The sequence below is a fragment of the Methanobrevibacter sp. AbM4 genome, assembly GCF_000404165.1.
Classification (GTDB): domain Archaea; phylum Methanobacteriota; class Methanobacteria; order Methanobacteriales; family Methanobacteriaceae; genus Methanarmilla; species Methanarmilla boviskoreani.
The window spans coordinates 123774-148252 of sequence record NC_021355.1 but is presented as its reverse complement, the minus strand read 5'-3'; the positions used below and the strand labels follow the sequence as shown (position 1 = coordinate 148252).

Sequence of the window (24479 nt, the reverse complement as noted above, 5' to 3'; positions counted from 1 at the left end):
TAACCGCCAATAGTGGATATGCAGGTATTAAAATAAGACCATTATGGGATTGAAATACTTCAATGTGTTTATACCTTTCAACACCAAGAAGTATTAAAATAAGACCATTATGGGATTGAAATTCATTTATTGAGTCAAATAGACGGAGTGTTGGTGTAATTAAAATAAGACCATTATGGGATTGAAATCCTACACCATTCAGTTCAAAGTAACTGATACTAACGATTAAAATAAGACCATTATGGGATTGAAATACAAATATGGGTAATAAATTACAACGTATCACTTGATTAAAATAAGACCATTATGGGATTGAAATAACATTATAGTGAAGAAGAAAAAAATCTTCAGGAGTTCGAATTAAAATAAGACCATTATGGGATTGAAATGAGCATTATTTTCAACGGACTGTTTACGGTATGTAAATTAAAATAAGACCATTATGGGATTGAAATTAAAAAGAGTAAAAAGTTAATCAAGGAAAGGAAAAGATTAAAATAAGACCATTATGGGATTGAAATAATCCTGGAGAATTGCTATTACAAGTTGGTGAAAAATTAAAATAAGACCATTATGGGATTGAAATAAGAATTGGCATAGTCGCTGTTGATGTATACTTACAATTAAAATAAGACCATTATGGGATTGAAATTGGGTGTGTATATATAAGATATTGTTTACTGTATCATATTAAAATAAGACCATTATGGGATTGAAATATTACTAACAGACCCTCCATATGGAGTGGATTACTATTAAAATAAGACCATTATGGGATTGAAATTAACCTGACCTTACCTCATTGATTGTTAATGATCCAATTAAAATAAGACCATTATGGGATTGAAATCATGAAAGAGTTTGATAAAGAAGAGGAAATATGCGAATTAAAATAAGACCATTATGGGATTGAAATTACACAAGATCATGAATAAGAAGACTTTTATTATCAATTAAAATAAGACCATTATGGGATTGAAATGACCTTGAAAACAACTCAAAAAAATGGTACCTCCTATTAAAATAAGACCATTATGGGATTGAAATGTTCTTAACATGGAATTGGTTATGATTATGCTGCAAATTAAAATAAGACCATTATGGGATTGAAATACATTTTTATAGTCCACCGTCACAGATTAAATTCCAATTAAAATAAGACCATTATGGGATTGAAATAGAAAAGAAAAGAGTTAGAGGAGCAGATTGATGAGTTATTAAAATAAGACCATTATGGGATTGAAATGGTTATTATGTGCCTGTATATGTACACCTAGTCTTCATTAAAATAAGACCATTATGGGATTGAAATAAAGTATCATAATTAGCAGGCATCGCAGTTAAGCTGATTAAAATAAGACCATTATGGGATTGAAATCCGGATATTTTCTACTTTAAAGAAATTAGTAGTGTCAATTAAAATAAGACCATTATGGGATTGAAATCATTCTTGCAATTGCACCAGGACTATGACGGTCTGCTCATTAAAATAAGACCATTATGGGATTGAAATACTTGCATATCAACTAAGATTACCTGACAGTACTGAATTAAAATAAGACCATTATGGGATTGAAATTTGTAATAGGTCGTGTAGAAGATTATCAATTTTGCTCATTAAAATAAGACCATTATGGGATTGAAATCATTATATCTTGCCCTTCTCTTTTAAGAAGTTCGCAATTAAAATAAGACCATTATGGGATTGAAATTAGATTGATACTCTTTAATAATCTCATTTAAGATACCATTAAAATAAGACCATTATGGGATTGAAATAAGGTAAATATGTTTTCCTCCAGACTGGGTTTCAACAATTAAAATAAGACCATTATGGGATTGAAATATGGATAATCCTAGATTTACACCAGTCTCTAGATTAAAATAAGACCATTATGGGATTGAAATTTCTATATTTTTTTCATAATCCTCATTGAAATCATAATTAAAATAAGACCATTATGGGATTGAAATTTGTTACCGTCATAGCTACATTTTACAGGGTAATATCCATTAAAATAAGACCATTATGGGATTGAAATTTTTTTAGGTGGGATACTTTTATTGTGCAGTCTTATTAAAATAAGACCATTATGGGATTGAAATAAATCTGGTAAAAACAAATTTGGAGGGTTTGAGTACTATTAAAATAAGACCATTATGGGATTGAAATGTAATAATTGAGGAATGTAGTAAAGAAGGGTTAAATTAAAATAAGACCATTATGGGATTGAAATATTATCACAGGATTTAAATCGTCCTTTACAGATACAGATTAAAATAAGACCATTATGGGATTGAAATAATGTAACTGTACCATTACTATTCGTTTTACCTGAGTATATTAAAATAAGACCATTATGGGATTGAAATAAATACTTTTCTAAACTAATGTTATGGGGGTGAAAATTAAAATAAGACCATTATGGGATTGAAATGGTGAACCTTTATGGCGGGAAAAAATCCCCATCAAAGATTAAAATAAGACCATTATGGGATTGAAATCATTTCTACTGTAATTTTGGATTACTGTTTTTATGAATTAAAATAAGACCATTATGGGATTGAAATTTAAAAGTTCTTCTTCTGTGATGAGTTCTTTTTCTTCATTAAAATAAGACCATTATGGGATTGAAATCCTTCCTCACCAGTAAATTCAACTAACTCATTCACTAATTAAAATAAGACCATTATGGGATTGAAATGTTTTTGTAACTGGCTCAGCATTAAGACTGGCACTTATTAAAATAAGACCATTATGGGATTGAAATACAATACAACAACACAAAAAAAATTTACACTTAGCGCATTAAAATAAGACCATTATGGGATTGAAATAGGAGTAAAGAGGAGGCCATAAAAGAGTTTGAAAAAATTAAAATAAGACCATTATGGGATTGAAATTAACATATGGCACTAAACCGAACGAACACTGTAGGTAATTAAAATAAGACCATTATGGGATTGAAATTATTTACGGGTCGCTTTAGTTTTATCAGTAATTTTTATTAAAATAAGACCATTATGGGATTGAAATCCTTCAAAAGTATGGTCAACTTTTGTGATAAATAAAATTAAAATAAGACCATTATGGGATTGAAATGGATGATGTACAGTTTTAGCAAAATGGTCACCGCTACCAATTAAAATAAGACCATTATGGGATTGAAATACATATTAAAAAGTATAGCAAGGCAGGAGGCGGCGTATTAAAATAAGACCATTATGGGATTGAAATCGATATAACAGACATAAAACAACAGGATAAATTTAATTAAAATAAGACCATTATGGGATTGAAATCTGAGTAATTAAATTTCATATGTTTCTTATCTATTTGATTAAAATAAGACCATTATGGGATTGAAATGGATTAAAACTTAATGTTAAAAATCCTTTTGTTTTTATTAAAATAAGACCATTATGGGATTGAAATTACACAAGATCATGAATAAGAAGACTTTTATTATCATTAAAATAAGACCATTATGGGATTGAAATTAGGTAACGCTTGGATAAATAATAGATCCGTCTCCAATTAAAATAAGACCATTATGGGATTGAAATCAGACTATTCTTTCCGATGCTAAGTTTGAATTAATGATTAAAATAAGACCATTATGGGATTGAAATCTGAAACCTGTTTGAGTAGAATCTCCAAGTTGAGTATTAAAATAAGACCATTATGGGATTGAAATGATTTAAAAAATCTTTAATTCTCTTTTTTTGCTTTTTATTAAAATAAGACCATTATGGGATTGAAATTACACAAATGACGAGATAGAACTTATTGAAGACCTTATTAAAATAAGACCATTATGGGATTGAAATGCTTTCAGTACTTTACGTAATGGTTTCACTAAAAAGATTAAAATAAGACCATTATGGGATTGAAATGAAAGAAGTTTCTTTATAAAAGGACACCAATTCCCAATTAAAATAAGACCATTATGGGATTGAAATCAAGTTAGGAGCAAAAAACATAATTATAAACAAAAGATTAAAATAAGACCATTATGGGATTGAAATTGCTTTTTAAGCCAAGCTTGTATCTGTTTTGCAGGATTAAAATAAGACCATTATGGGATTGAAATTAGCTAAAGCCTCAGTATATATACTGATAGCCTCCTCATTAAAATAAGACCATTATGGGATTGAAATTAATGCAGTAACATCAACAATACTGCAAGAACCAGTTATTAAAATAAGACCATTATGGGATTGAAATGCCATCGGTACGGACTTGTTTTGTACCGTCTGCATTATTAAAATAAGACCATTATGGGATTGAAATATTGCTTTTAGAAGGTTTCTAACACGACGTCCCCATATTAAAATAAGACCATTATGGGATTGAAATAAGGTAGATTTTGTTGATGATGACTTATTTGTCGTATTAAAATAAGACCATTATGGGATTGAAATTTTATTAAGAAGTATGAGGAAGATAAATTGGATGCTTATTAAAATAAGACCATTATGGGATTGAAATTCCTGATTAAGATACATAATTAATCATTTCCAGTTATATTAAAATAAGACCATTATGGGATTGAAATTTAAAATATCGTTTTTCGCACACTCCACCGTTATAAAATTAAAATAAGACCATTATGGGATTGAAATAAGCCTAGTAATACCCGCTTTAATAGCGTCTATCATATTAAAATAAGACCATTATGGGATTGAAATTATTTCTTTTGAATATCTGCAAGTAACTTTGTCTTATTAAAATAAGACCATTATGGGATTGAAATTTTAATTGGTGTGAACATTGGAGTAAGACAGATGATATTAAAATAAGACCATTATGGGATTGAAATTCTTCTTCAATGTTTCCTGTGATGGTGATTATGTAGATTAAAATAAGACCATTATGGGATTGAAATAAATCTCTGATGAAATAAGATTATGCTCTCCTTTTTCATTAAAATAAGACCATTATGGGATTGAAATCAGATTTCATTCAGTACAGCTATTGAAATTCTACGTATTAAAATAAGACCATTATGGGATTGAAATTGTTACCCCTACGATACAACTTGTAACTGGTTGTTTATTAAAATAAGACCATTATGGGATTGAAATAGGATAATGGTATAAGTATTGCTTTGAGCAATGGATTAAAATAAGACCATTATGGGATTGAAATAGACCTGGATAGTATTCGCCGTTTGCACGGAAACCTCATTAAAATAAGACCATTATGGGATTGAAATTTTCCAGTATAATCAAAGAAATCGAATATAGGGTCAGATTAAAATAAGACCATTATGGGATTGAAATAAACTTAATGCTTGTTGACCCACCTGCTGTAGAGCATTAAAATAAGACCATTATGGGATTGAAATTAGCTAACCTGTTATAACATGGTTTAAAAATCATATATTAAAATAAGACCATTATGGGATTGAAATACCTGACGATGACGGATACTACACATTGAAAAAGGATATTAAAATAAGACCATTATGGGATTGAAATACTCCTCGAAGTCGTCGACTTGCTCGTCTTTTATTTGATTAAAATAAGACCATTATGGGATTGAAATTAACTATATGCCTCCAAAAAAAAATAATTTTTAGTTTAATTAAAATAAGACCATTATGGGATTGAAATTTAAATTTACTTGTTTTAATGAATAAAATGTCATCTATTAAAATAAGACCATTATGGGATTGAAATTAAGTACTAGAGGGATAAAGCCAAGATCCATCCCGTTATTAAAATAAGACCATTATGGGATTGAAATACAGATAATTACGGTCGGACTTATCATTATACCATAAAATTAAAATAAGACCATTATGGGATTGAAATCTACAATTATCACACATCAAACTGAAATCTTCAAGATTAAAATAAGACCATTATGGGATTGAAATATGGTGTTGTGCAATTGGATTTGAGTAATGGAGAAATTAAAATAAGACCATTATGGGATTGAAATCTCATCATCGTATCCATCATCTCTCCAATCCCAAAGATTAAAATAAGACCATTATGGGATTGAAATATCCCAAAGCAAAATCTCAGAAATCTCAATGGAAATATTAAAATAAGACCATTATGGGATTGAAATCCTCACAAACTACAATATAGTATCTCTCATAAGTAATTAAAATAAGACCATTATGGGATTGAAATAATATATTTGAAAATAACAGGTAGCAGAATTATAACTATTAAAATAAGACCATTATGGGATTGAAATTTGATTATGATAAACGGGTCGTTACTCTGATAGGAATTAAAATAAGACCATTATGGGATTGAAATTTATATTATATGAGTTTCCTATTTTTCACTTTCTATATTAAAATAAGACCATTATGGGATTGAAATATGATTATTGAGAAGCAGACAAGTACGGATTCAAATATTAAAATAAGACCATTATGGGATTGAAATACTGATCCACAGATGTTGCAGACTCTGAATCATACCAATTAAAATAAGACCATTATGGGATTGAAATTAAGATACTTCAATTGTATTGCTCATCAATGGATTTGATTAAAATAAGACCATTATGGGATTGAAATGAATGTTCAGATATGATATTATTAATGTTACGTGAAAATTAAAATAAGACCATTATGGGATTGAAATGTTACCAATCTGGAACTGGTAATCTGCAGGGGATAAATTAAAATAAGACCATTATGGGATTGAAATTACAATACATTGTATGACCATATCCTCGAATTCAGATTAAAATAAGACCATTATGGGATTGAAATACAACAAGAAAAATATATGATTTTTCTATTTGCTGATTAAAATAATACCATTATGGGATTGAAATGTGCTTGCAGGTTGCTATATAATAGTATGTTATATGCTATTATTAAAATAAGACCATTATGGGATTGAAATAATACTGCAGCGAATACAAGAAAAAATTTATAAAATATTAAAATAAGACCATTATGGGATTGAAATATAACAGTACCAGAAGTATAAACACCTGTGTCTATATTAAAATAAGACCATTATGGGATTGAAATTACTTTAATACCTCCATTCTTTTATTCTGTTTCCTTATTAAAATAAGACCATTATGGGATTGAAATTGAATCAAATGCTTTTTTAGCAATCTCATCAACATATTAAAATAAGACCATTATGGGATTGAAATATGCAATCTTTTTTGTAAGTGGTAGTGGTCAGAGCTATTAAAATAAGACCATTATGGGATTGAAATCCAATGGGTTTGGATAAGAATTATGTTCATATAAATATTAAAATAAGACCATTATGGGATTGAAATTTATAATATTAGATGATTTAACAGACTATGCAGAAAATTAAAATAAGACCATTATGGGATTGAAATGGATATATTAGACCTTAAGCAGCAGGACCATTTTATTAAAATAAGACCATTATGGGATTGAAATGCAGTTGGTCAGATGGAATTCCTGCAGTTGGTCAGAATTAAAATAAGACCATTATGGGATTGAAATTATTTTGGAAAATTTCTTCAATGGTTTTTTGGAACTCATTAAAATAAGACCATTATGGGATTGAAATTCAAATAATGCTCCTAAAACTTTGTTTATTTTGTTGATTAAAATAAGACCATTATGGGATTGAAATTTAATATATTTGGCTCTTGGAATTAGATTAACGGCACTAATTAAAATAAGACCATTATGGGATTGAAATTTAGAATGTGAAGCATTACCTAAGGAAAATTTAACCGATTAAAATAAGACCATTATGGGATTGAAATATTATAACATATGGAACTTCAAACACATAATAGAAATTAAAATAAGACCATTATGGGATTGAAATTATATATTTCAGTATTGGAATTATTGTTATTGAAAAATTAAAATAAGACCATTATGGGATTGAAATGTAATACAATTTTATAATTGTTAAGAATCCTTTTTTATTAAAATAAGACCATTATGGGATTGAAATATGATTAATAGTTTTTCAAGTTCTGAAAATATCAAATTAAAATAAGACCATTATGGGATTGAAATTCTTCTAATAATCCCATAAAACTCCATATTGCAGTATTAAAATAAGACCATTATGGGATTGAAATGATGAAGCTTTAACAAGTATCATAAAAGAAATAGAATTAAAATAAGACCATTATGGGATTGAAATACCATATCCTTATCATTATAATATAATTCTTTGAGATTAAAATAAGACCATTATGGGATTGAAATACCATATCCTTATCATTATAATATAATTCTTTGAGATTAAAATAAGACCATTATGGGATTGAAATTTTAATATTTGTTGTTTAAGGTATTCAATACCCCCTATTAAAATAAGACCATTATGGGATTGAAATATTGAAAATCAATTAAATATTCATTTCTTATTTTTTATTAAAATAAGACCATTATGGGATTGAAATAAGAATTAAGTCTTAGAGGTTTTAAATTATCTGTAAATTAAAATAAGACCATTATGGGATTGAAATGTACTCAATCAAAACCGGCTGGAAATTCCCAACGTATTAAAATAAGACCATTATGGGATTGAAATAAGGAACTTCTCCAAAAAGCAATAGATTGTATTGCTATTAAAATAAGACCATTATGGGATTGAAATTCTTTCATATCCTCAACAATATTCTTTCCATATAATAATTAAAATAAGACCATTATGGGATTGAAATATACAAGCCTCGCCTCGATAATAAAGAGGTCTTTAAATTAAAATAAGACCATTATGGGATTGAAATACCTGACGATGATGGATACTATACATTGAAAAAGGAATTAAAATAAGACCATTATGGGATTGAAATTTTAACAAGACACATAACAGACAGGTGTATTGTAGTATTAAAATAAGACCATTATGGGATTGAAATTGGGGTAAAAAAGCACCTGAGTTAATGGAGTTTACAATTAAAATAAGACCATTATGGGATTGAAATGTATGATAATTAGTATTATTGGTTGTGCTTCTACCTGATTAAAATAAGACCATTATGGGATTGAAATCATTCAACATCATATGATAATTGCTCCATATCCACATTAAAATAAGACCATTATGGGATTGAAATATCATTCAATTCTTTCATATTACTTATTTTCATTCAATTAAAATAAGACCATTATGGGATTGAAATATGAGGTTTCTGTTGAAGTATCTTCTTTTTACATTTATTAAAATAAGACCATTATGGGATTGAAATACAATAACAGAATCCGAATTCAAAAAAATAATAGGAGATTAAAATAAGACCATTATGGGATTGAAATAAGACTAGCATCATATCCTAAGGTAGCGGCCGCCGATTAAAATAAGACCATTATGGGATTGAAATTGAAAATATATTCAAGGATTATTCTGCTGAGGAAATATTAAAATAAGACCATTATGGGATTGAAATCTACAATTATCACACATTAGGGAAAAATCTTCAAGCTTATTAAAATAAGACCATTATGGGATTGAAATTTGAAAACTCATCATTTTGCACTAACTCATCGATTATTAAAATAAGACCATTATGGGATTGAAATACGATTTCATCCATGATGTGTTTAAGGAATTTCTCTTATTAAAATAAGACCATTATGGGATTGAAATTTAATTGCCTGCCAAAACTTGTCCCAGGCAACTTCACATTAAAATAAGACCATTATGGGATTGAAATCTATTTTAACATCTATTTTTTCTTTCGGTTTTCTTCCATTAAAATAAGACCATTATGGGATTGAAATACCTTTGAAGGTTGCACTCCGAAAGCAATAATGATAATTAAAATAAGACCATTATGGGATTGAAATATCAGGAAACATATAATGCGATAAGATTATCAAAGAATTAAAATAAGACCATTATGGGATTGAAATAGGTCCTTACATTTAATATCCAATTTACCCTCACTAATTAAAATAAGACCATTATGGGATTGAAATGCAGCTGCTACCCCTGTCTCTATTAGTACTGTGGTGTATTAAAATAAGACCATTATGGGATTGAAATGACCAATTCCTGTTCACTGCTTTTACCCTGTGTATATTAAAATAAGACCATTATGGGATTGAAATGAGATTAGTGTATTTGAACCAAGAGATGGTAAAAACTAATTAAAATAAGACCATTATGGGATTGAAATGATTAAAGAGTTGCCCTATGCAAAAATGAAGTCTGGAATTAAAATAAGACCATTATGGGATTGAAATACAACCTATAAAATAAGTATTAAATAATTAAACAAAATTAAAATAAGACCATTATGGGATTGAAATGCAGGAGTATGTTTAAAAGTGGATGAAATAAAAAGATTAAAATAAGACCATTATGGGATTGAAATTAAGTAACGGTTCAATAATGGTATTATAATCCTCATCATTAAAATAAGACCATTATGGAATTGAAATGTAATACAGCTTTATAGTTGTTAATAATCCTTTTTTAATTAAAATAAGACCATTATGGGATTAAAATAATTATATTCCAAGTGAAGAGGAATTAAATAGAATGATTAAAATAAGACCATTATGGGATTGAAATAACCTTTCGAATGCAGGTCCTGCCGCTTGGGAAAGAATTAAAATAAGACCATTATGGGATTGAAATACCGTTTAACCATAGATGTAGGATATACCTTTATGAATTAAAATAAGACCATTATGGGATTGAAATCTAATATATCATTATCTATTTGTGGTGGTGTATAAATTAAAATAAGACCATTATAGGATTGAAATACTGTATTTTGCTTTTTTGGAATTACTGTTTAATCCATTAAAATAAGACCATTATGGGATTGAAATTTTCCATTCTGTATTGTGTTTTCATTTTATCACCATATTAAAATAAGACCATTATGGGATTGAAATCGCAGAACAAGTATGCGAACACTGTGGAGCAATACATTAAAATAAGACCATTATGGGATTGAAATTACCATACATTGTGGACTATGCGTAATGGTAAAACCTATTAAAATAAGACCATTATGGGATTGAAATTTATAAAAATTTCATTTCACGAAATATATTATAAGATTAAAATAAGACCATTATGGGATTGAAATCAAGATCTTCGAGTAATACTTTTTTTATAAATAGTAATTAAAATAAGACCATTATGGGATTGAAATATACAAAAATTTTTTACTGTAATTAGTGTTTGGTTCATTAAAATAAGACCATTATGGGATTGAAATTAATTTGGTTTGTTCCAGCTGTTTCAATTTTTTTAATTAAAATAAGACCATTATGGGATTGAAATCTTTAAAACCTTTATCCTTACATAATCTAAGTAACTATTAAAATAAGACCATTATGGGATTGAAATTATTATATATTTATTAAAAATTCTATTGATCTCTTTATTAAAATAAGACCATTATGGGATTGAAATTAAAATTCTCAAACAGGATATTCACAGTAGCCTCTGATTAAAATAAGACCATTATGGGATTGAAATTTTTAAACCTTTCAGAAGAGTTAAAGTTAAAGAATATTAAAATAAGACCATTATGGGATTGAAATACACTCTTAACACTATGCCCCTTATCTTTCAATGCCATTAAAATAAGACCATTATGGGATTGAAATAACAATACGATGAAATTAAAGATAATAAAATCATAAAATTAAAATAAGACCATTATGGGATTGAAATGTATTACAATAGAAACTGGAATATATAACTTTAATAATTAAAATAAGACCATTATGGGATTGAAATTGCTTAAATGTAACCTTAAAGATATACCATCAAACATATTAAAATAAGACCATTATGGGATTGAAATCATATTATAATTCAAGTTCCATTTTCCACTTTCTGATTAAAATAAGACCATTATGGGATTGAAATTTATATACCATATGAACACTACTATAATAATGATTTAATTAAAATAAGACCATTATGGGATTGAAATAGCGACACAACCCACCGACCGAGAGGCACAACCGAATTAAAATAAGACCATTATGGGATTGAAATACTACAATAATACATTGTAATGCATAGTATATAAAGATTAAAATAAGACCATTATGGGATTGAAATTAAATAATACAGTCTATAAGGTCGCCGCCTATATTAATTAAAATAAGACCATTATGGGATTGAAATAGAAATGGAAAAGAAAATTAAAGAGCTTGAAAAAGAAATTAAAATAAGACCATTATGGGATTGAAATAGTATTATCTTCGTAAAGGATACCCCGAGAATGATGGATTAAAATAAGACCATTATGGGATTGAAATAACCGCGAATTTGGTAAGATGAACAAAAAAAGATAAAATTAAAATAAGACCATTATGGGATTGAAATCTTTAATTTCAAAATTCATTTCCACTTTATCATTTTTATTAAAATAAGACCATTATGGGATTGAAATATTCACTATCAAGAACCTCATCAATACTTATATTAAATTAAAATAAGACCATTATGGGATTGAAATATGCAGTGTTACGAAGTATCCTTGCAACCCTTTTAAATTAAAATAAGACCATTATGGGATTGAAATATTATCAAGCATAATGATTGGAGTGTTGATTTCCTCTCATTAAAATAAGACCATTATGGGATTGAAATTTGTGAAATCTGAAAACATGAAGAAGACAACGAACAATTAAAATAAGACTATTATGGGATTGAAATCAATTAATACAAACAATTTCAAGGTGGATCATATCATTAAAATAAGACCATTATGGGATTGAAATACCATCAACTGTAATATAGTTGTTGCCGTTAATTGAATTAAAATAAGACCATTATGGGATTGAAATACCATCAACTGTAATATAGTTGTTGCCGTTAATTGAATTAAAATAAGACCATTATGGGATTGAAATTCAAACATACCCCTAAACCGTGAAAATGATATAGTGAATTAAAATAAGACCATTATGGGATTGAAATTACTTAAAGGATTAACCATATTTGAACCATTATAGTATTAAAATAAGACCATTATGGGATTGAAATTAGTATATAAAGGTTTGGATTTTCAACAATCCAATATCATTAAAATAAGACCATTATGGGATTGAAATTTGCTATACCTTTCGATTTAGGAGCTTAGATATTTATATTAAAATAAGACCATTATGGGATTGAAATTTTGTTATTCTCATCATTATATTTAAGGTTAATATCATTAAAATAAGACCATTATGGGATTGAAATATTGATATTTCAGTATCCCTATTAGAAATAGATTTAATTAAAATAAGACCATTATGGGATTGAAATTAACAGGGACAAATGCTAAATTAAAAGTATTATATAATATTAAAATAAGACCATTATGGGATTGAAATATTATCATAATCTGAATAGTGTTGATGAGTTCCTGATTAAAATAAGACCATTATGGGATTGAAATTTTCCATCCTATTTATTTTAAAAAACGGTTTAAAGATTAAAATAAGACCATTATGGGATTGAAATCTTGTTATAGTCTCTTAATATCAATATGCTTAATATTATTAAAATAAGACCATTATGGGATTGAAATTTCACCAAAAAGTGGTGTGAATTCCTCGGACTCCATATTAAAATAAGACCATTATGGGATTGAAATCCTAAATCACCAAAACTACATATAACTGAATCAAAATTAAAATAAGACCATTATGGGATTGAAATACTAATCGAAGATTTTCAATATCAACATTCGAATAAATTAAAATAAGACCATTATGGGATTGAAATCAAACTACAATTTAATATTGTATAGTAGAGTATATATTAAAATAAGACCATTATGGGATTGAAATAATGAGAAAGGAGAATTATAATTTTTTTCCTTTCAATATTAAAATAAGACCATTATGGGATTGAAATTTGGTCAATACCCTACCGTTGATACCAGTACGGTTTAATTAAAATAAGACCATTATGGGATTGAAATTCTAATTATAAAGCAGATATAGATGATAAGTTACTTATTAAAATAAGACCATTATGGGATTGAAATATAGAGTTAAAGAGGCTAAAAGCATATGATTTAATTATTAAAATAAGACCATTATGGGATTGAAATTAAAATTCTCGCACATACTCTTCAACATTCTCTATAAATTAAAATAAGACCATTATGGGATTGAAATCGTCTATAACGTCGTAATTAATCATTTCTTGCTTATTAAAATAAGACCATTATGGGATTGAAATACTATTTTTATATATTTTAATGAAATACTCACATAATTAAATTAGAACCTTCTGAAATTGAAGAAATATCTTAGATTAAAAAATAAAATTAAAATGAAAAACTAAACAATAAATTTAAGATTTAGTGAAAAAATATATTTATTTTAAATAATTATATAAATATTATCTATACTATTTTTAACTATTTTAAAAATTATAAAAAACCATATAGAAAATTATATATGCAATTATAAAAAGATAGATTAGTATATAAAAGGGTGTGGATATGAGACTTAAAATCTTATTGAAATCTAAAAAGAATAAATTAAATATACCTTTTAATTATAATCATATTTTATCAGCCATAATTTATAATAAGATTGCTGATTTAAAGTTTTCTCAAAAATTACACTCTTCTAATTCTTATAAATATTTTACTTTTTCTCAGATACACATACATAATTTTAAAATCACTAAACAAGGTTTTTTATCCCAGAATGGAATGATTGATTTTTTAATTTCCTCACCTAACGATTATTTAATTAAAAGCCTTGTTGAAGGATTTCTTGATGATTTAACAGTTAATTTTATTGGAGAAGATCTTTTCGTACAAAAAGTTGAACTACTTCCCATTCCAGAATTTAAAGATAAAATTACTGTTAGAACATTATCTCCAATTATTGTAAGAACAAAAAAAGAAGTTAATGGTGAACTAAAAATTTGGGATCTTGCACCTGGAGATAAATTCTTTGAAAACTTAGAAAAGAATTTAATTAATAAGTATTTAAAATTTAATAAATTAGAAAAAACTGATAAAAAGGTTAAAATTTACTCAGAAATGAGAAATGTAAAAAGTAAAAGAATTTCAATTGAAAAAGGTGATAAAAAAACTTATCATAGAGCTTATATGATGGACTTAATATTAGAAGGTGATGAAGAATTGTTAAAATTTGCATACGATACTGGTTTGGGTGAAAAATCAGGTTTAGGATTTGGAATGATTAATTTAATATAATAGGTGAATTAAATTATGATTAACGATTTAATTGAATATGGTAAATGGTTATCTAAAAATAATTTAGATGATTTTGGAAGAAATACCAAAGACAAAGATTATATATTATTGGTTAATTTTAATAATAAAGATTTTGAGTTAATTGATTTTTATAAAAAAGAAACATTTGATTTTAATATATATTTTAATCAATCAATATTTCATAAAGATTTTTTTATCTCTACAGATCAAAGATTTATGATTCCCTCTAAATCAAATTTATTAGGATTATCACCATTTTTTATAAAGTTAGATAATGATTTTTTAACAAAAAAAGAATTTGATAAAAATAAATTTAATAAATTTCAAAATAAAATTAAACGTTCAATTAAAGCTAATAAAAATAAGAAAGAATTTAATGCTGTATTAAAAGATATTTATAATGATTATAATTATTTTATAAATTCATATCCTTTAAATGACTCTGAAAAATCATATTTTTTAAAATTTTTTAAAGATTATTCCTATGATAAGATTTCTTCATTAATAATTAAATATTATAGTTTTATTTTAGAAAAATCTGAGGACATTTCTAAAAAAATTATAAATTTAAAAGAATCAGATGAATTTGTAAAAAAAGACAAATCTAATTTTTATTTAGCTTGTTGTTTCAGTGATGAATTAGATTTAATAAATGATATGTTTATCTATTATTCTAAGATTTTTAAAAAAAGAGATGAAAAGGTTAAAAATTTTGAAGAAGGATATTGTTCATTTTGTGGAAAAAAAACAATAACATACTCTTCATTAGGAAGTTATGCATTATCTAAATCTTATTCATTTAATTTTTCAAATAAAATAGATAACGCACATTTAAGAATATGTAATGAATGTAATTCTTATTTACGTACTGCAGAGGACAATCTCAAGAAAAATTTAAAAGCACCTATAATGATTATTCCCAAATCCAAAGGAAATAATGATTACGGCTCTTTTGCAAAAATATCAAATACAGATAAATCATCATTTTCAAAAATTAATGAATTTTTAAAAGATAATTCAAATAACTTTAATTATGATTTGATTTTTTATAATGAAGGTAAAGGTAATACTTATGTAATAAATAAATATGTGGAAAATTATCAAGCATTTTTAGTAGAATTTAACAAAAAAATAAGATTATATGATGAGGATAATTGTTGCAATTATTTATTAAATGAACATTTAAATTTTGATATTAATAATGAAAAAAATTATATAAATAATCTTTTTGACCTAGAACCAATTTTTAAATCATTTTTTATTAATATTACCAAAGAAGGCATTCAATATCCAAAATTATTTAATTTCTATGATATTTACTTAAAAGATATTACTGGAGAGACTGGTATTTTTAGCGGTTTTGATTCTAAAACAGTGACAATATTTGTTAAATATATGAACAGTATTTTTAGTTATATTTATGAATTAAATACTGATTCCTTAAACAGAAAAATGTTAAATGAAATAGTTTTAAATTTATTACTCAAATATCAAAAGAACACAAATAATGAAAAATCATATAAGAATTCTATTATTCAAAGTTTAAATTATTATTATATGTTGAATAAAGAATTTTTGGAGGATAAAATGTTAAGTGAAAACCATATAAAAGAATTAAAAAATATTTTTTCAAAATATAATACTAACAATAATAACAAGATTTCAACTGAAGATGAAGAAAAGATCTTTAACTTAATTGAAGAGGATTATTCATTAAAATATTATTTATTAGGACAGTTTATATCTTTAATTGATAATTCTAAAAGAATTAACAACAAAAATGGAGAAGTCTTCTCCAATTTTATTATAAATTGTAATAAATATAATATTTTAAAATTATTTGCAACAGAGGTTCTACAAAAAAACAATTATTATATTGAAAAAATGAATAAAAAAGGTAAGTTTATTTTTAAAATATTAGAAAAGGATTTAAACTCATTATTCAATGAAGATAAATTTTATTTTGAGGATTATTTATTATTAATTTTTACAGGATATTATACAGAGAATATATTATCCTCAAGTTATGGCTCTAAATAATCTTAAATTAATCAAAATAATATTTGACAAAGTACTATACAAATTAAAATTAAAAAAATTATAAAAATAAAAGTGATATTATGGAAACCGATAAAGAATATGTTAAAAATTATTATCAAGGGATATATTTAACTGAAACCATTTTAGGAAATCCTAATGGAGATTTTGTAGATAATTCTCCAAGAAACTTTGATGGAGAAATATTTACAACTGATAAATGTATTAAATATAATGTTAGAAAATATATTCATGAATCTGTTGAGGATTTAGAAAATAAAGAGAATATTGTATTTTTCTTCCCAAGATTAGTTCAAGGTGCAAAAAAAGAAGAAAATAAATTTAAAACCCGTGACGATGTATTTGAATTTTTTAAAAATGAGGAAAATCCTTTTGAATCTTTAATAAAATGCTCACCGGATGTTAGAATGTTTGGAGGAACATTTAGTTTTAAGAATGAGGACTCAAAACAAATATATGGGCCAATTCAACTAACTTATGGTGCTGATATAAACAATGCACAAATTAAACGTATTCAAATTGGTGCTCCATTTGCAACAGAAAATGGACAGCAAAAAACTAATGGTTCAGAAGCAATTGTGGATGATGCAATAATTTCATATGATATAACTATTAATCCTAATGTTTATAAAAATTTATTGTTAAAGTCTGATTTAGAGTTATTTAAAAAATCTTTATGGTTTGGAACTAATTTAAGGAAGTCAACAAGTAAAAAAACTGATTCAAAATTGCTAATTTTAATTAAATTTATTAACGAAGACAATACTATTTTGAATATTGGTGAATTAAAAGAATTAATTGAAGTTTCCAATAAAAAACAACATAAGGTTAATCATGAAACTCTTAAGTTAAATTGTGATAAATTATTTAAAAAATTAGATAAATATTGTGATTTTATTGAAAGTATTGATTTATATTATGATTCTGATGAATTAATTTTAGAATATGAGGGCGAAACTTTAAATGAAAAAACCCAATGTAAATTAAGTGATAAATTTTCATTTAAAGATCCGATTGATTTAATTGAAAATTAAATTAAGGTAATTTATATGGAAATTATAGAATTAGATGTTTGGAGTAAATTTGGTTGTTTTACTAAACCCTTTTCAAATAGTGGTGGAATGTTAACCTACTTTATTCCGCCAAAAACTTCTATAATAGGTATGATTGGTGCAATTTTAGGTTATAAATTTGATGATTATGTAACTAATGATGAAGGTACTAATACATATTGTATTGAAAAACTTAATGATATTAAAGTTTCAATTCAACCATTATTTCCTCTAAAAACAAAAAGAGTGACATTTAATCAAGTTTCTAATAAGGGTATAAGTAATATTAGACAAGATGTTTTAATCAATCCTTACTATAAACTATTTATTGTTTTTCCAAATTCCTTAGAATCTGAAAAAAATATATTTTTAGAAAGAATTAAATCTCAAAAATCTGTCTTTAATTTATACATGGGAAAAAATGAATTTATGTTAAACTACAAGCTTATTAATGTTTATAAATATAAAACATTTAAATTAGATAATTCTAATAAAAATGATTTTTTTTCCTCAAGAAATGTAATTTATGGTTCACTTAACAGAAAAGATATAAAAGACGCAACATTGAAATCTGATAAAATTAACACTAAAAAAGTATTATTTTCAGGAGGAAACTCCAAAAAGTTAGAAAGTTTTTATGAATATTTTATACATGATTATCCTATAAAAAGAGAAAATTTTGTAGAATTTGAATTTTCACCAATTTCATTTTATTCTATAAATAAAGATGAGAAATGCTATTTCTCAGATATTGAATTAAAAGATAATTGTTTTTTAGAATTATGTAATATTGGAGATAAAAAATGGATTTCTTTGATTTGAAATATGATTTTGATTCATCATTTATCAAATTAAATGATGATTTCTTTTATTTCTATGCCCACAATAATGAATATCTTAATGATCATATTCAAAAAACATCTCACATTTTTGACAATTTATTAAATAAAAAAATTATTGAGAATTTTTATGAAATATTTAAACAAGACCATTTAATAAATTTTTCTTTTGATGATTTTAATAAAATTATTAAATATACTGTTTACTTACATGATATTGGAAAAATTTCATTCAATTTTCAGTTGAATCGCTTAAATACAAATAACAAGAAAATTTTCAATGAACAATCAACCTTTTTAAAGAAACATTATTTTGAGGATTATATACCTTTATTATGTAAAACCCATTCAATTGTTGGATCATTGATTTTTTTATCTAAATTCAAGGCAAATATTGATGAAAATACCTTAATTTTATTACTATTAGCTTATACAATCTACGGACACCATACCTCAATTAAAGATATTTTAAGTAATAAAAATTTTTCATACAACTTAAACGATAAGGAATGGAACACATTTTGTATTATATTATTATATTTAGATTTGGCTAACAAAGAAGATATTGAAAATGAAAAATTTTCAACATATTATTTTAATCAAATACAAGACAATGCCTCAAACTATCTAAAAAGCGAAATTGAAGATTATAATAGCACATTATCTCTTTTTTATATGTATATTTATTCATTATTAATAGTATCTGATGTTTTCGCTAGTAACAAATACAACATTTCAGTTGAGGAAGTTAAAAAATTAAATTTTAATAATAGAATAACATCCAATTTAAAAAATATAATGTTCTCATCATTTTACAATAAAACATACAATAAAAATTTATCATATAATTTAATAATTGATTCTTTAGATAATATTGATAATATTAATGTTTTAAGAAAAAATATGTTATTAGAATCCTCTTTGAATTTAATTAAAAACATTGATAAGAATAATGTTTTCTTTCTGAATATGCCTACAGGTGCTGGAAAAACAAACACTTCTATGAAATTAGCATTAGACATAATAAATAATACAGAAATTGATAGAATTATTTATGCTATGCCATTTATTAATATTATTGAACAGAATTTTGATGTGATATGTGATTCTTATGGATTAAGTGAGGATAATGGAGAAATTAGAAAAATTTATTCAGGATCTGAAACCCTATTTTCAGATGCAAGTGATGAATTTAAATACGACATATTGTTGAATGATGATTTTTTTAACTACCCCGTAATATGTACTACATTTGTCAGTTTATTTAATAGTATAATTAGAAATGACAAAAAATCCAAATATAAATTATCTGCATTGACAAATTCTGTAATTATTCTGGATGAAATTCAATCATTACCTTTAAAAAACTGGAATAGTTTGTATTACATTATTAATGAGTTAGCAGATAAATATAATATTTATTTTATTATAATGAGTGCCACATTACCTAATTTTAATAGATTAATATTAGATTCAAAATCAAATCTAAGATATCCTAATATTTCATTAATAGAAAACCCCTCTAAATATTTCAACCATTCATTATTTAAAAGAACAGAAACTAAAAATGAAATTAAATCATTCGAATTAACATCTGAAAATCATGCTGAAATTATTGATTATTTATTGGATATTGTTGAGGAGAATTTTGAACAAGGTTATAACAAGGGATTGATGGTTTTTAACACAATTAAATCTTCCAGACTAATATATGACTATTTAAGTGAATACTGCGAGGAATACAACTTTGAAATAGATTTGTTGAATTCAAGCTTAATACCATCTAGTAAAAAAGCAATTATTTCAAAAATTAATCATATGAATGAAAACCAAAATAAAAAATACATTTTAATAAGTACCCAAAGTATAGAGGCAGGTGTTGATGTAAGTTTTGATTTTGTTATTAGAGATTATGCTATTTTAGACTCTGTTGAACAAGTTAAAGGACGTTGTAATAGGAATGGGGAACTAGCAATTCGTTATAATAATCCTTCTAAAAAAGGTAATGTATATCTAATTAAATTAAATGATTCTAAAAAAAATTATTATGAATATATTTATAATAATGAGGAACAAGAAACTCGAATTAAATCAACTGAAAATTTAATTGAAGAATCTCCAAACTATACCTTTGAGGATATTTCAAAATATTATGATAATGTTTCAGATTTAATTAATTTACATAATAATGAAAAGGAATCAAAATTCAATTTTATTGATAGAGACAATATTAAATTTTTAAATAATATAGAATATTCAAAATTAAAAGATAAAGAAACAGGAATACATTTAATTGATAATAACCAAGAACAATTTTCTATTTTTATATGCACAGATTTAAATATATTCACAGAATCATTAAAAATTAACAAAAATTTCAATGTTTGGGAAAAATTAGATGACAATAATTTTATCGAATTTTACAAAGAAAATAAAAGTGATTTTATCTTCTCGATTAATGAGTTAAAATATATTAAAAACATATCAGCTAAAACTAATAAAAAATTGTATCATGAAAATAAGATAATTGGTAAAAACCTGTTAGACTATTATAAATCGCTTTTTAAAAATAAGAACAAAAACTATGATTATTATAAACTTATTAAAAAGGAGTTTTCATCCATATTATATAAATTCATAATTAATATTACCATTAACAAATATGATCAATTATATGATAAGATAAATGAGTGGGAGAAATTTAAATTCTTTTATATTTTAGATAAAAAAGATATAGGAAATGAAGAAGAATCCTTTTATTCCTTAGAGAAAGGATTTAATTTTAAACCTGTGATTACTGAAATTTACTAGTGACCTATTATGAATTCAATTAATGGTACACAGATAAATTATTACTTTATTTGTAAAACTAAATTATGGCTTTTTTCTCATAATATACAAATGGAACAGGAATCAGACAATGTTAAATTAGGTAAAACCTTACATGAAAATTCTTATAAAAAGGAAAATGAGGTTTTAATTGATAATTTAATAAATGTAGATTTCATCAAGAATAAAAATCCAATCGAAATTCACGAGGTTAAGAAAACACAATCGATGAAAAAGTCTCATGAATTTCAATTATTATATTATATTTATTATCTAAAAAAAGAAAAAGGATTAGAAAATATAGTAGGTTATTTAAATTATCCGGCAAATAGAAAAACCATTAAAATTGAACTAACTGAAGATAAAGAGAAAGAATTAAAAGATATATTAAATGACATCAATAAGATTATTGAGTCAACTATTCCAAAACCTAAAAAATCAAGAATATGTAGAAAATGTGCCTATTTTGAATTCTGTTTTGCTTAAATGAGGAATTTTATGCCTAAGAAAAATTATTATTTATTATCTGAAGGAATATTAAAAAGAAAGGAAAACACAATCTATTTTGTAAATAAAAAGGGTAAAAAGCCATTGCCCATCAATAAGATTTATAGTGTTTATGCATATGGTCAAATTACAATCTCTTCACAGGTAATTAACCTTTTTGCAAAGGAAGGCATTCCGATACACTTTTTTAATTATTATGGATATTATAATGGAAGTTATTATCCAAGGGAATCATTACTTTCAGGGGATTTATTGATTAAACAAGCAGAACATTATCTTGATTTTAAAAAAAGAATAAGGTTAGCTAAACTTTTTGTTGAGGGTTCTGCAAAAAACATACTAAAAGTCTTATCATACTACAAAATTGATAACAATATTAAGGAAACATTAAAGGAATTAAAAAATGCGAAGAAAATAACAGAAGTTATGAATGTTGAAGGTAGAATACGCTCAGAATATTATGATTATTTTGATGATATATTACCGGATGAATTTAGAATGGAGGGAAGATCTAGACAACCACCTAAAAATATGGTAAATTCTCTAATTAGTTTTGGAAATTCATTAATGTATTCTACAGTATTATCTGAGATTTATAATACCCAGCTAAATCCAACTATATCCTATCTTCATGAACCTTCCGAGAGAAGATTTTCCTTATCCCTAGATTTAAGTGAAATATTTAAACCAATACTAGTTGATAGAGTAATATTCTATCTAGTTAATAAGAAAATGATAAGAAAAGATGACTTCAATCAGGATCTTAATTGTTGCTTACTAAATGATAAAGGAAGAAAAACCTTTGTTAAAGAGTATAATAAACGTTTAGAAAAAACAATAAAACATAAAGATTTAGGAAGGAAAGTATCTTATCAAAGATTAATTAGATTAGAAGCATATAAACTTAAAAAACATTTTTTAGGAATGGAGACATATGAACCGTTTGTAATATGGTGGTAAATATTTAATGAGTCCTGAATTCCATTGTTAATCATTATTTCCTAATAAGTTTCTAGATCTATTTAATTAAAGTTTAGTAATGTGATTATTATGTATGTAATAATTGTATATGATGTTAATGTCGATAGAGTAAATAAAGTTAAGAGTTTCTTAAGACAATACCTATTTTGGATTCAGAACTCTGTTTTTGAGGGGGAACTAACTAAAAGTGAATTTAAAATAGTTGTAGATGGTTTAAAAAATATTATTGATGAGAATACTGATTCCATCATTATTTATAAATTAATGATGGAGGAATCTCTTGAGAGAGATGTTTTAGGAATAGAAAAATCTCCAATTGATGAGATTTTATAAAAAAGCATATTTAGCTTTTATATACAATCAATTTTATTAATTAAACTATTAAAAAAACTAAAAAGTTACTATTAACATATAAAAAAAACATAAAACGTTTTAAAAAATACATACTAACTGACTTTATTCTAATTTTAAATAGAACTCCACGAAAAATATTCAAATAGAAATTCTTTTAATAGAAACTGGATAAATTCTATATTATAAATACTACACCTTTTAGACGATTAGAAATAATAAATAAGAATTTCCATAATTTAAAGGCATATGAAAAAGGATTTAAAAATCAATAATTTCAAACCTTAAAACATTTTTAAATGATAAATTAATTTTAGGGGAATTTTATGGCTTTACCAAAAGTAAATGATATGTATCTCGATGTGTTAAATATACTAAGTGATAAAAAGGAATATAAACGTACAAAAATTGCAGATATGATTGCAGACCAACGTAATTTTTCAGAAAAAGATCGAAATGATAGATTAGATGGAGGAGGACTTAGATATCATAACCGTATAGGTGGACTTGCACACATCTTAAAAAAGCTACCCTTATTGAAGGCAAAAGAAGAGGATATGTTTCAATTACTGAAGAAGGATTGAAAATATTAAATAATTGTCCAGAAAATTTAAACAACAAATATTTTGAGGAACATTACCCCCTCTTTTTATGAATTCCAACATCCTAATAAAAAAGAGGAAAATAACCCTAAGATAG

The 24479-nt window shown here is 25.3% G+C and carries 9 protein-coding genes and 1 CRISPR repeat array (1 of these 10 only partly in view); all 9 genes read left to right on the top strand.

All coding sequences use genetic code 11. The features are described 5' to 3' along the window. Nucleotides 1-14148: a CRISPR direct-repeat array (repeat unit 30 nt; unit sequence ATTAAAATAAGACCATTATGGGATTGAAAT) (it extends 2100 nt beyond the left edge of the window). A gap of 265 nt (nucleotides 14149-14413) precedes the next feature. Beyond that, nucleotides 14414-15142 carry a CRISPR-associated endoribonuclease Cas6 gene (cas6, locus tag ABM4_RS00550; protein WP_016357736.1) on the top strand — a complete coding sequence of 243 codons (729 nt, stop codon included), beginning with the start codon at nucleotides 14414-14416 and terminating at the stop codon, nucleotides 15140-15142. A gap of 15 nt (nucleotides 15143-15157) precedes the next feature. After that, nucleotides 15158-17203 carry a hypothetical protein gene (locus ABM4_RS00545; protein ID WP_016357735.1) on the top strand — a complete coding sequence of 682 codons (2046 nt, stop codon included), beginning with the start codon at nucleotides 15158-15160 and terminating at the stop codon, nucleotides 17201-17203. A gap of 80 nt (nucleotides 17204-17283) precedes the next feature. Next, complete coding sequence (locus ABM4_RS00540; RefSeq protein ID WP_016357734.1) at nucleotides 17284-18255, top strand: type I CRISPR-associated protein Cas7; 972 nt, start codon at nucleotides 17284-17286, stop codon at nucleotides 18253-18255. 15 nt (nucleotides 18256-18270) lie between these two features. After that, nucleotides 18271-19095, top strand: a complete 825-nt coding sequence (gene cas5, locus ABM4_RS00535; protein WP_016357733.1) for a CRISPR-associated protein Cas5 — start codon at nucleotides 18271-18273, stop codon at nucleotides 19093-19095. Next, nucleotides 19077-21923 (top strand): CRISPR-associated helicase/endonuclease Cas3, encoded by a 2847-nt coding sequence (locus tag ABM4_RS00530; protein ID WP_016357732.1) that lies wholly within the window; start codon nucleotides 19077-19079, stop codon nucleotides 21921-21923. The genes cas5 and ABM4_RS00530 overlap by 19 nt, the downstream gene beginning before the upstream one ends. Nucleotides 21924-21932: 9 nt before the next feature. After that, complete coding sequence (gene cas4, locus ABM4_RS00525; protein WP_016357731.1) at nucleotides 21933-22427, top strand: CRISPR-associated protein Cas4; 495 nt, start codon at nucleotides 21933-21935, stop codon at nucleotides 22425-22427. Between the two features lie 12 nt (nucleotides 22428-22439). After that, on the top strand, nucleotides 22440-23408 hold the full coding sequence (cas1b, locus tag ABM4_RS00520) for a type I-B CRISPR-associated endonuclease Cas1b (RefSeq protein WP_016357730.1): 969 nt from the start codon (nucleotides 22440-22442) through the stop codon (nucleotides 23406-23408). Nucleotides 23409-23498: 90 nt separating this feature from the next. After that, entirely contained in the window at nucleotides 23499-23762 is a 264-nt protein-coding gene (cas2, locus tag ABM4_RS00515) for a CRISPR-associated endonuclease Cas2 (RefSeq protein ID WP_016357729.1), read from the top strand. 344 nt (nucleotides 23763-24106) lie between these two features. Next, the gene (locus ABM4_RS08675) at nucleotides 24107-24364 is read left to right on the top strand and encodes a winged helix-turn-helix domain-containing protein (RefSeq protein WP_052312806.1); all 258 of its coding nucleotides are present in this window, start codon (nucleotides 24107-24109) and stop codon (nucleotides 24362-24364) included. Nucleotides 24365-24479: the final 115 nt, after the last annotated feature.